The organism is Senimuribacter intestinalis (assembly GCF_943192965.1).
Classification (GTDB): domain Bacteria; phylum Bacillota; class Clostridia; order Peptostreptococcales; family Anaerovoracaceae; genus Senimuribacter; species Senimuribacter intestinalis.
In genome coordinates, this window is the sequence record NZ_CALPCF010000020.1 from 35,026 (window position 1) to 46,729 (window position 11,704).

An 11,704-nucleotide genomic window follows, 5' to 3' on the forward strand; every position below is an offset into this window, starting at 1 on the left:
TACCTCTATTCTTCTTCCTTATGCTCCCCTTCAGGATCAGCTTCCGCCTCGCCGCTTTCAGTTTCCTTTATTTCTTCGCCATCGGAATCAGATGATTCTGCTTCTTCCATATAATCCGTATCATACTTTGCAAGCTCTGCTGCTTCTCTTTCCGCTTCTTCTTTGCGGATTCTTTCGAATTCAGCAGCCTCTTCCTCGTTGATTTTGCGGATTTCTTCGTCTTTTGCTCTCACCATATCAGCCAGCTGCTTTGCGTCGACTTCTCCAGTATAAAGAGCTTCGAACTGCTCGCCGTCCAGAGTTTCCACTTCTAAAAGCGCCTGCGCTACTCTTTCCAGCTTATCCATATTTTCTTCTAAAATTTTTACAGTTTCATTGTAAGCGTCTTCAATGATGTTTCTGACTTCGTTATCAATTTCTGCCGCAACCCCCTCAGAGTAATTCTTTCTGGTGGAGAAATCCTTACCTAGGAATACCTCATCGGAATCGCTGTAGTTAACAGGTCCGATTTTTTCACTGAAACCGTATTTGGTAACCATACCTCTTGCAATTTCGGTCGCACGCATAATATCGTTGCTGGCACCAGTACTGATATCATCCAGTGTCAGCTGCTCTGCAACACGACCGCCAAGAAGATGTTTGATGGCATTGAGCATGCCTTTCTTGGTCTCGTAAGCCTTATCTTTCTCAGGCAGAGACATGGTAAATCCGCCGGCATTTCCTCTCGGAATGATGGTAATCTGATGTACCGGGTCGGAATTTGGCAGGGTACGCATTACCACTGCGTGACCGGCTTCATGATAGGCTGTCAGCTTGCGTTCTTCCTCGCTAATCACTCTGCTCTTCTTCGCAGGTCCTGCCATTACCTTGGTTGCAGCTTCTTCAATCTCTGCCATTCTGATTTTGCGGCCATTTCTCCTTGCCGTAATCAAAGCAGCTTCATTCAGCAAGTTCTCAAGATCCGCAGGAGTAAAGCCCGGCGTTCTTCTTGCCAGAATCTTCGGAGAAACCTCGTCGGATAACGGCTTGTTCTTTGAGTGAACCTTGATGATTTCTTCTCTGCCTTTGATATCCGGAACGCCAATGACAATCTGTCTGTCGAAACGCCCCGGTCTGAGCAGAGCCGGATCCAGTACATCCGGTCTGTTGGTCGCTGCCAAAATGATAATGCCGGAATTTTCTCCAAATCCGTCCATTTCAACCAGTAACTGGTTCAAGGTCTGTTCTCTTTCATCATTGCCGCCGCCAAGACCTGCGCCTCTCTTTCGACCTACTGCGTCGATTTCGTCGATGAATACAATGCAAGGTGCGTTCTTCTTCGCCTGGTCAAAGAGGTCTCTGACTCTGGACGCACCGACACCTACGAACATTTCTACAAAGTCGGAACCACTGATGGTGAAAAACGGCACGCCAGCTTCACCCGCAGTCGCTCTGGAAACGTAGGTTTTACCGGTTCCCGGAGGCCCCACAAGAAGAATTCCCTTTGGAATTCTTGCGCCGACTTCTTTGTATTTTCTAGGATCCTTGAGGAAATCTACTACCTCTTCAAGTTCTTCTTTTTCTTCATCAAGACCTGCTACATCATTAAAAGTAATTCGTTTGCCATCACCTTTATAAAGTCTCGCCTTGCTCTTTCCAAAGGAAAAGGCTTTGCCGTTTCCGCCCTGATTCATCATCAGGTAAAACAGGAATCCCAAAGCAATTACCATAATCAGAGTCGGCAGCAGATTCAGAATCACAGAACCAGAAGAAGGCTTCGGTCCGCCCTTGTATTCCAGTTTCTTTTCCTGTACCTGCGGGAAAATATACGTATCCTCAATCCAGTCGATATCCGTAATATTTGCCGCAAAGGTGTAGACATACTTGTCTTTTCCAATCTGTGCAGTGATCTTTCTGTCCTCGATTTCGATTTCGGTAACTCTGCCGCTTTCTAAGTAGTTGGACAGTGTCGAAAACTTGACTTGCTTGTATTCTGCGCTGCCGCCTCCCTTATAGAAGAAAGCCGCTGCCAGTACCAGTGCAAAAATCACTAAATAAATACTGATATTCTTTACGAATTTTTTCAATTTAGTTTTCTCCTCCCGTGTCTATTGATAGCAATTTTCTGAAAAAATTGTTCTCTCTTAACAAAACAGTTTTATAATTTTATCATATTTAACAAATTATTTCAATACAAATCACTTTTTTTGTTGTCCCGCACAGCTTATATTTTCCCGAAAATCTTCCTTTTGGGTCTGCTTCGCAGGGAAGCACCCACAAAACCTCTCTGCCTATTTTCAGAAGAGGAACATATGGACGCTGAGACTTAGGAATTTTCTGGTCCACAAAGTAATCCTGCAGCTTCTTTGTCTTTCCCTCGCTTAAAGCGATATAGTCGCCCGGCTGCCGGAAGCCCAATGTCATAGATTTTTCAGGCAGTAAGTCCTGACTGTCATACGCCTGTGTCAATGCGTCATAGTCAAAGACCGCTCTTCGGTTTTCAACTGGTGCCAAATAATCATAGGCTTCTTTACTGAGGACATAAACTTCCAGCGCCGGAAGATTCTCCCCCGCCTCAATAAACGGACGCATCACATCAATATCCTTATACCACTTCTGCAGGCGGTAACCTTTCGGCAGGCTGCAGCTGGCTGACGGTCCTTCATGAAAAACGATGGCTTCACAATTTTCAAAATGTGTCCACGCCAAATCCTGAGAAAGTCCTAAGTCCGCACAGGCTCTGGCAAGCACCCGCTGTCTGATTGCCCGATGAAGCTTCTTAAGACTGCGGCCATCGAGCAGCACATGGGTTTCACTGCTTTTCTTTACCAGTTTTTCGTATACGTCCTGTGCCTGCTGCCATAGAAAATCACTGTCGCACGCCGCCGCTTTCCCCATCCTAATCATTGTATCCTTCACCGCCGGATTGTATTCCTGTTCCAGATGCGGAATTAGACTGAGTCTGATTTTGTTTCTGGTATATTTTTCCTCCTCATTGGTGGAATCCATCCTCGGTAAAAGGTTCTGCACTTTGCAGTACGCCATGATTTCTTCTCGTTTTACGTCGAGAAGAGGTCTGATAATGCGATTCCCCGTCTCATCAAAGCGGGAGTATCTCATGCCGGAAAGTCCGTCAGTGCCCGCACCGCGAAGAAGTCTGAACAAAATCGTTTCAGCCTGATCGTCCGCATTGTGGCCAACAGCAATGACAATTTCACTGCGGGAAATGCCTCTCTTTACAAGCTGGTCTGCCACCTCTGCAAAAGCGCAATAGCGCGCCTTTCTGCCCGCTTCCTCCGGCGTCAAATGCTCTTCTTCTGCCAGCTTTACGCAGTCGATGACAAAAGTTCTGCAAGAAAACCCTGCCGTCTCGCAAAGCTGCTCCACATAAGCCTGATCCTCCTCCGCAGCGCCGGGACGAAATTTGTGGTTGACGTGAACCGGATAAAGGTGCAAGTCCATCTCCTTCGCCAACTCTAAAAATACGTGAAAAAGGCACACCGAATCAGGACCGCCTGACAGTCCTAAAACGATGTGCTGATGTAGTTTGACTAAATTATGTCTTTGTATGGTTTCTAAAATTTGTTTTTTCATCATTAAAAGTATATCATATTTCACTTCATTTTGAAAGCAAAATACGAAAAGTATCTAAATTGCTGCAACCACCACCGTTAAATCATCTCGTTCCCTAAGTCCGTATTTCTCCGCCGCCTTATTTACAATCAGCTCTGCAATGGTTCCCGGGTCTTTGGTTCCAATCTGAGACAGCCGCTCCTGCAGCCATTGGCATCCTGTATCCTGTCTGTCGCAGTCGGTCACACCATCCGAAACCATTACTAAAAGATCGCCTTTCTTTAACCGCACGTCGATATACGCAAGACTTACCCCCTCCACAATGCCAACAGGCGGTGCAGGTCTTTTCAGCGTAGCTACCTTTCCCTCGTGTTTCACGAAAGTTGAGGCTGCACCCATTTTGTAAATCTGCGTTCTTCCGGTCACTTTATCGATGATGGCAAGATCCACCGTAGCAAACATGTCTCCCCCATTTTCCGTCATAAGAATTCCGTTTACCGTCTTTACTGCCAAATCTACATCAAATCCAGCCTCCAAAAGCTGAGACAGGGTCTTAACGACCAGATTGCTTTCCGCTGCCGCCCTGCTGCCTTTTCCCATCCCGTCACTGATGATAATAGCCTGTTTTTGCTTCCCAAAGGAGAAAGAAAGACTGCTGTCTCCAGATACCGCCTCAAAGGCATAAGACGCCTCTCCGATGATCACCGGCTTCACACGTTCCGCTTCGCCGGCGCGCGTCCTCTGTTTCTGCAGATCTTTCAAGAGGCTATCCACGGTTCTCGCCATGCCCGCAAACTGGTAGGAGATAATCTGATGACTTTCCACATCTCCGGCGTAAAGCTTGCTCAGCGCAGTAAATACCTGTTTTTTCTTCCGCAAATCCCCCTGGGCAGCATAAAGCTGCATATCTGCCTCACTGAAAACCTCCGGCATGAACCGCTGCTCTCCAGCACACCAGCATTTTACCAAAAGACTCTGAGGGATAGTGATAAACAGCGATATCACCGCTACCAGTCCAAAAATTTCTTCTCTGCACAGGCTGCAGACTGTAAAAAACATCACCATTGCCAGAATCCCTTTTCGGTATTTTCCATCGACAAAAGCAGCCAGAAACCATGATACCACCACAGCTGTCATAATCGCTGTCATGAGTTTCGCAAACTCCTGCCCCTGACAAGCTGCAAATACTGCCATTACAGCCGTCTGTGCCAGTGCCTGCCGCATGCCTTTACAGTACTGAACCACAAGTACTACAAAAATCCAAAGAGGTATCACCAGAAGGGAATACTCTATAGCACCGATGATGGAAACAGTTAAAATCGTCAGGGCAATCTCCGCCTTTTCTGTTGAAACTGCCCGCTGCTCTTTGCCTACAAAAATCATCTTCGCTGCTGTATTAAAAACTCTTATGTAAATCATTACCGCAATGGCCTCTTTCAGCAAAACCTGAAAATCCAACAGGTAAAGAATGTGCGCTGCCGAGTAGTAAAGACAATTTCCTACCGCCACAGCGATGACCGCTGCTGCCGTTGTCTGATGAATGGAAAATCTGATTTTGTGAAAGAACAGAAAAAACAGTCCGCACAGAAATACCGCGATAATGTCCCCGTAGAAATCTCCTGCAGCAGCGGAATTTGTGAGTATCGCCGCAACCAAAACCGGTATTAAATAAATATACACCGTCGACACTGCTACCATTACCGCAATCAGCGCAATAGCAGCTGGAAAAGTACCCCCAAACAGTCTGATTCTCCCAAGAAAAAAAGCCACTGTCAAAGTGGCTAAAATCGTCTTTACATGAATCTGATTTCCTATAAATTCCATATTTTTTCCCCTTTGCTTCCTTTGATAATGACAGAATAGCACAAAAGCTGTGCAGGAAGCTGTCGAAGCAGGGTGTCGAAGCTGGAAATTTTTGTGTGTCTATTTAATTCCGTAAAAAACTTTTGCATTTTCGCAGGTAATGCTTGCTACCTCTTCATAAGAAATTCCCTTTAACACAGCAAGGCGTCTTGCTGTGTGTTCCACATAAGGGCTTTTATTGGGACGTCCACGAAAAGGCTCCGGCGTTAAGTACGGCGCGTCGGTTTCCACCAGCAGAAATTCTAATGGAATTTCCTGCACGACCGCCTGGGTCTTGCGATTGTTTTTAAATGTCACCGGTCCGCAAATAGAAAGAGTGGCACCCAGCTTTACATACTGCTTAGCAAGCTCTTTGCTGCCGGAGAAACAGTGAAGCAGCACTCTGCTGTCCGGTAAAAACGCTCCGTCTGGTCCTTTCCTCTTCGGAAACCAGCTTTGCCGTTCCTCCGAAAAAGCACCCTCCTCTTTCAAAATGTCCATCGTCTCCTGATCTGCTTCTCTGCTGTGAATTGCGATAGGCATCTTCAGCTCATTTGCAAGCTTTATCTGTCTTCTGAACCAGTACCGCTGCACATCTCGCTCTGAAAAATCATAATGAAAATCCAGACCGATTTCACCAATCGCCTGTACCTTTTCTTTTTTCGCAAGACCGCGAATCAGTTCCAAGGTCATGTCATCCAAGTTTTTTGCATCATGCGGGTGAAAGCCTACTGTCGCATAGCACCAAGGCTTTTCTGCTGCATGTTTTACCGCCAGCACAGAGCTTTCAAGGTCAAAGCCCACGTCCATGACATAAGAAACCTCCGAGCTTTCTATTTCCTCCATCAGCTGCAGCACTTCTGCTTCGCTGTACCGTTCATTGTTTAAATGGGTATGTGAATCAAATAACATAAAATTACCTCTTTATATCTTAAATTTATATCTTAAAAAAATTTAACTGTTTCATGTTCCTAAACTCTTCCCCGGAAAGCTGCAGCTTTTCTATCAAAAACGTCTTATCCGTCACCGGTGCGCAGCTTGCCAGTACCTTGATGGCAATGTTCTGATATGTAAAGGTCATGGAACTCATCATTCCAATCCGATAATCCTGTTCCTCTGAAAGCGTTGGCATACTAAAAGTCAGCATATCAAACGGCGGTGAAGCATTAAAAAACACAAAATTAATGCTGATATCACTATAAATCACTTCTCCGAAATAGATAAAACTGCTTTCGTAAATATTAGAGACATCCGCAACATCTAAATAAAGAGTGGCGCGCATCTTTGTGTTATCTATTTCAATTACATCAATATGCAGCTTGTTTTTGTGTCCCATATAGCTGTAGAGATACAGCCTGTCTATATAATTCCCAGCATACCTTTGCTTATCTGTTTCCGTCTCTTTCGAGCTCGGAAGCAGCGTTGCTATGTCAACATTTAAATATCTGCACCAATCAATCAAAACTTCTAAATCTACGACAATCTCGCCTTTTTCATACTTAGAAACGGTCGCAAGACTTTTATTCAGTGCTTCCGAAAGCTGTTTCAGCGTTATCTGCTGTATTTTTCTATAGACACGCAGTTTTGCGCCTAAATTTTGATAAAACTTATCAGACACGGACACTTCTCCTTTCTCTGCTGCATTTATTCTATCATCAGATTTCTCCATTTACCAGCAAAAATTCTCATATAAATTGAAAATTCTATAAAAATGGCGATGATGATTTGCATATTTTTTTGTAATCTGCTCTATTCTCCATTTTTTCTCGTAACACGAAAAAAAAAGCTTTTAAATCTATCTTAAAAAGAAATCCCTGATAATTTGTCAGCTTCGGCACATTATTTTATAATTTTTTTGAAATAATATCCAACTTCTATTTTGTGATAGAATTTATGGAAAGGAGACTTAAATGAACGAAAATATCACTTCTAAATTAAAAAACAACATTTGGCGTCTAGTAATTCTTACAATCGCCGGGTCATTGATTTACGGTCTGCCGTATTTCAGATCCTACTATTACGATGCTTATCTGGAAACGTATCATCTTACCAACACGCAGATGGGAACCTTTGGCTCCATTTTCGGAATTCTTGGCGCCATCTCTTATCTCTTTGGCGGCATCGTCGCAGACATGGTTTCTCCAAGAAAGATTATGTCTGTTTCTCTGATTTTAACAGGCGCCGCAGGGCTTCTCCATCTGATGCACCCAAGCTACGGTATGCTGGTTGTCATCTATCTGATTTGGGGGTTTACTTCCCTGTTTGCCTTCTGGCCTGCCCTGTTAAAAGGCCTTCGCGGTATTGCAGCTGAGCACGAACAAAGTAAGGCCTATGGCTTTATGGAAGGCGGACGCGGTATCATCAACGCCGTGCACCTTGCAATTACCCTTGCAATTTTTAACTTTCTCAGTAAAACAGCGGGAAATCTGGGAGGGCTTAATGGTGTAATCACCTTCTATTCCGTCATTGTCATCCTGCTGGGCATTTTAGTGTTCTTCCTGATGAAGGATAATACGACCGCAGCAAATGGAGAAAAGTTCAACTTTAAGCAGGTGATTACAGTCATTAAAATGCCGGCAATTTGGATTCTTTCTCTCATTTTGTGCTGCACCTACACCATGAATATTTCTTTCTACTATTTTACGCCTTATGCTACGTCATCATTTGGAATTACCGCGACAGCAGCGGCCATTGTCACCATGATGTCCCAGTATATTAGACCGGTAGGCTCTATGGGAGGCGGCATTTTAGCTGATAGACTGGGCAGAAGTAAGGTTATGTTTATTGGCTTTTTCCTCATGGGTGTCAGCACATTTATCATCGCGCTGCTTCCAAATATGAGTGTACCGTTCTTCATTGTCGTCTGCGCTATCATCTACCTTGGCATGTATCTGAACTACGGCATCATTTTCTCCATGATGGAAGAAGGTGGCATACCAGCCAGCGTAGCTGGTACTGCCATTGGCGTTGTCTGCACCCTTGGCTATCTGCCTGAAGTTATCTGCCCAACCCTTGCAGGTCACGTTCTTGACACTTATACCGAGCTGGGTTATAAATATTACTTTATCGGCGTCGGCATTGTAATGGTCGTTGGTATTGCCGCACTCTTGATTTGGAATCGTTATCTCGCAGGCATAAATAAAAAAAATAGCAGGGAGGCATCTGCATGTTAGTTTTAAGAAATGCAAGACTTGTTCCGCAGCTGACCGAAGGTTTTTCGGATCAGTTTGGCGACGTAATCATAGAAAATGGTTTGATTCAGGAAATCAAGCCTGCTAAAACAGCGAATATCACTGCGGCTGAGGTCATCGACTTAACCGGAAAAACTTTAATTCCCGGTCTCATCGAAGCACATCTGCACTTAGATCTTTGCGGCATGGACGTCTTTGAAGAAAATGTGCAGCAGGAAAGCTACCGCGTGATGCGGGCTTTTCGTCTGGCGCAGGATAACCTGCGGATGGGTTACACCACAGTACGCGACGTGGGCGACCGGAACAACATAGTAATCGGTATTGCCCGCGCTGTAAAGGAAGGTCTGGTCATGGCGCCTGATATTTTGGCAAGCGGCATGATTCTTTCACCCACAGAAGCAGGCAACGACTATTTCGGAGATATGTACGCAGAGTGTGATTCTAACGACGCTTATACCAAAGCGGTTCGCCGTCAATACCAGCTTGGCGCTGACTGGATTAAAATCATGGGGACCGGATCTGTCATGAATCCGGGCGGTGTGCCGGGAAGTCCTGTTCTCTACGAGGAAGAACTTGCTGCTGCCTGCCGAGCCGCAGATTATGTTGGTCTTCCTGTTGCTGTGCACTGTCACGGCACAGAAGGTATCAAAATGTGTATTCGCTGCGGCGTACGCACCGTGGAACATTCCACCATTATGGACGATGAATGTATCAGAATGTATCAGAATGCTGACCGTTCTTTTCCGGTTCCAACACTCTCACCTTTGGTAAACTTTATAGAAAATCCAGAGGGAAAGCCTGCACATTACGTCGAAAAATCGAAGCAGATGGCGGAGGTCATGTTTGAAGGTCTGCGGGCACTGCGAAAATCAAAGGTAAAAATCGGTTGGGGCACTGATGCGGGCGTTTATTCCGGCAGCCATGGAAACGGGCTGTATGAATTCCGCGCCAGAGTCAACCTTGCTGGTTTCACTCCGCTGGAATGCTTAATTCAGGCAACGAAAAACAACGCTGAAATCCTAAATATCAGCGATACGGTCGGCACTATCGCCTGTGGAAAGCGCGCAAATCTGGCAGCCTTTGACGGAAAACCTGACGAAGACATCGAAGCCTTGAGGCAGATAGCTCTGGTATTAAAAAAGGGAGAATCCGTTCCTCTATAAATTTCTTCCTTGTATCTATGCAGCCGGCATTTGGTCATTATCTACCAAATGCCGGCTGTCGTTCAGTTACCGCACAAGCTGAATTTTTCTACTCTTCTCGGGTAGCCAGCTGTTTCATTTTTTTCTCTATCACCGCAATACGCTCTGACATGTCCGCTATTTTAACTCTATCGTATAGTGAAAAAGTAAAACGCATTTTAAAACCTTCCTTTTCTGGAACAATCGAAAAACTATCCGCGGCAGACAAAATCTCATTAAAGTCTGCCAAACCTTCAACGCCGTCAATATCCAATATGAGATTCTCTCCGATATAGATGAGTTCTGCAAAATAGGTATCTTCACACGCATTCATTTTAACATATCCGCCCTGAATCTCTGCAATATGGCAAAGGGATGGGTAAAGTACCTCTACAAAATTATCCCACTTCTGCTCATTTCTTCTTCTTTCATATTGAGACTCTTTCGTTTCTATTAGTGATCGAAGCAAATCAAAATGCGCTTTTTGCTCATTTGTCAAAGGCATAGCCTCCCCTTTCTCAAAAACTGATTTGTCCCACTGATGTTCTTCAATGTAATTAACTTCTTTTTTCATACTGCAACTCCCTATTAAACAAATATTAAGCCAACAAAGAATGTCATGTCTAAAGTTCCATTATATATGGGCATAGGCGTTAGTGCTGTTACAGGAATTGACAAAAAGACAAATGCAACTAAACAAAGCTATTAGCAAACGACTATTGGGACTGCTTGCAGAGCGAAATATTATGCAGTATCAGCTTTTTACTAAAAGCATTGTGCACAAGAGTACCACAATGGAAATGTGGTTAACGATGCTTACACATTATGCGATTTTCGCTCATCGCTATTCGATGATGAAAATCTTGAATCCTAGCCTCAAATCAATATGTCAAATTTATAATGTCATTCTCTTCTCCTAGTATACCATGAGATGTACAATTAATCTTCTATTTTTTTCTTCCATTTGTAATTATTATTGCAAGATGACATACAAGCCAAAAGTAATCGAAACTTCTCAGCACTAATCAGAAAGAACAATCCGCCATACTGCACTATTTCTCTTGTTTCAGCGTCAAATGGTACAAAAACACAAATTGCACCATTACCAGCATTTTTGCCTAAAATGGTGCAATCTATTGCTCAGTAGCTTATTGAAACAGCCTCTTTCTTTTCATCTTTTACACTTTATCTCTCTCATACTCAAGGATTGCGCCTCTCTTTGAGAATTCAAAATCATATTCGTAACCATCCTTATACGCCTCTGCCTCATAGACGTATCTTCCATCATCTCTAGTCAATTTTACGTAGATGATGATAGCGCCAGGCACTTTGTTTTTAATTTTGTTGCGAATGGTGGTTTTGCTTACAGCACCCACCTTGGAAGCTGTGTATCTGGAACCTTCGTTGTCCTTATCCTTATCTAAAATTCTGCCGTCAGACGCCGCTATTTCTATAGAATACACATACTTGCTCTTTACCGCTTTACCTTTATAAACGCTGCGCCCGTCATCTCTGGTCAAATGCACATATTTTACAGTTGCACCCTTTGGCAGTTCTTCCTTAAAAATCGCTTTAGCTTTGCTCCACGAAATCTTAGAAGCCGCGGCGGCATCAGCACCTCCCGCTGCACCTGCATATGCAAAGGCGGTCACTACCAGCGATAAAGCCAGCAATATGCTTAACATTACTTTTCCAGTTCTTTTCTTTGTCATTTTTCTATCCTCCTAAATTAGATTTCTGTTTGATATGCTCTTACTATACTGAAGAAAAATGAAAACAAAATGAAAACGCTTTTTTATTTTAAAAAATTTTTTCACCAGTTTTCTCCTCAAAGTCACAAAAAATCCCCGGCGTTTACCTTTCAATGGCATTAAGTTAAGGGATTTAAAGAGAAGTTAGTATTGTTCGCGATATTAACTTCTCTTTTTTTCCTTTGAT

General features: G+C 44.0%; 9 protein-coding genes. 2 read left to right on the forward strand and 7 right to left on the reverse strand.

Going from position 1 to position 11,704, the window contains the following annotated elements:
* Positions 1-5: 5 nt before the first annotated feature.
* The 5 genes from ftsH to NFR88_RS13705 form a co-directional block, all read right to left on the reverse strand.
* Positions 6-2,066 (reverse strand): ATP-dependent zinc metalloprotease FtsH, encoded by a 2,061-nt coding sequence (gene ftsH, locus NFR88_RS13685; protein ID WP_160202160.1) that lies wholly within the window; start codon positions 2,064-2,066, stop codon positions 6-8.
* 88 nt (positions 2,067-2,154) lie between these two features.
* Positions 2,155-3,576 (reverse strand): tRNA lysidine(34) synthetase TilS, encoded by a 1,422-nt coding sequence (tilS, locus tag NFR88_RS13690; RefSeq protein WP_251616776.1) that lies wholly within the window; start codon positions 3,574-3,576, stop codon positions 2,155-2,157.
* Between the two features lie 51 nt (positions 3,577-3,627).
* Positions 3,628-5,376 (reverse strand): SpoIIE family protein phosphatase, encoded by a 1,749-nt coding sequence (locus NFR88_RS13695; RefSeq protein WP_251616778.1) that lies wholly within the window; start codon positions 5,374-5,376, stop codon positions 3,628-3,630.
* Between the two features lie 99 nt (positions 5,377-5,475).
* A complete protein-coding gene (locus NFR88_RS13700; RefSeq protein WP_251616781.1) occupies positions 5,476-6,306 on the reverse strand; it encodes a TatD family hydrolase in 831 nt (276 codons plus the stop codon).
* Between the two features lie 25 nt (positions 6,307-6,331).
* On the reverse strand, positions 6,332-7,012 hold the full coding sequence (locus NFR88_RS13705) for a helix-turn-helix domain-containing protein (protein ID WP_160202156.1): 681 nt from the start codon (positions 7,010-7,012) through the stop codon (positions 6,332-6,334).
* A 292-nt stretch (positions 7,013-7,304) separates the two neighbouring features.
* Here NFR88_RS13705 and NFR88_RS13710 point away from each other — a divergent pair, with 292 nt between their 5' ends.
* Positions 7,305-8,567: an MFS transporter gene (locus NFR88_RS13710; protein ID WP_251616784.1), complete on the forward strand. Its 1,263-nt coding sequence runs from the start codon at positions 7,305-7,307 to the stop codon at positions 8,565-8,567.
* A complete protein-coding gene (locus tag NFR88_RS13715; protein WP_251616786.1) occupies positions 8,561-9,748 on the forward strand; it encodes a metal-dependent hydrolase family protein in 1,188 nt (395 codons plus the stop codon). Before NFR88_RS13710 ends, NFR88_RS13715 begins: the two co-directional genes overlap by 7 nt.
* 88 nt (positions 9,749-9,836) lie before the next feature.
* On the opposite strand, the gene NFR88_RS13720 is transcribed toward NFR88_RS13715, so the two are convergent.
* Together NFR88_RS13720 and NFR88_RS13725 are read right to left on the reverse strand one after the other, a co-directional pair.
* Complete coding sequence (locus tag NFR88_RS13720; protein ID WP_161908036.1) at positions 9,837-10,340, reverse strand: hypothetical protein; 504 nt, start codon at positions 10,338-10,340, stop codon at positions 9,837-9,839.
* 604 nt (positions 10,341-10,944) lie between these two features.
* Entirely contained in the window at positions 10,945-11,478 is a 534-nt protein-coding gene (locus NFR88_RS13725; RefSeq protein WP_160202152.1) for a PepSY domain-containing protein, read from the reverse strand.
* Positions 11,479-11,704: the final 226 nt, after the last annotated feature.

What these genes read in the sequence shown, in the direction of transcription:
- NFR88_RS13715 (WP_251616786.1), top strand. Translation starts at nt 8,561, where the DNA reads ATGTTAGTTTTAAGAAATGCAAGACTTGTTCCGCAGCTGACCGAAGGT.
- NFR88_RS13695 (WP_251616778.1), bottom strand. Translation starts at nt 5,376, where the DNA reads ATGGAATTTATAGGAAATCAGATTCATGTAAAGACGATTTTAGCCACT.
- tilS (WP_251616776.1), bottom strand. Translation starts at nt 3,576, where the DNA reads ATGATGAAAAAACAAATTTTAGAAACCATACAAAGACATAATTTAGTC.
- NFR88_RS13700 (WP_251616781.1), bottom strand. Translation starts at nt 6,306, where the DNA reads ATGTTATTTGATTCACATACCCATTTAAACAATGAACGGTACAGCGAA.
- NFR88_RS13710 (WP_251616784.1), top strand. Translation starts at nt 7,305, where the DNA reads ATGAACGAAAATATCACTTCTAAATTAAAAAACAACATTTGGCGTCTA.
- NFR88_RS13725 (WP_160202152.1), bottom strand. Translation starts at nt 11,478, where the DNA reads ATGACAAAGAAAAGAACTGGAAAAGTAATGTTAAGCATATTGCTGGCT.
- NFR88_RS13720 (WP_161908036.1), bottom strand. Translation starts at nt 10,340, where the DNA reads ATGAAAAAAGAAGTTAATTACATTGAAGAACATCAGTGGGACAAATCA.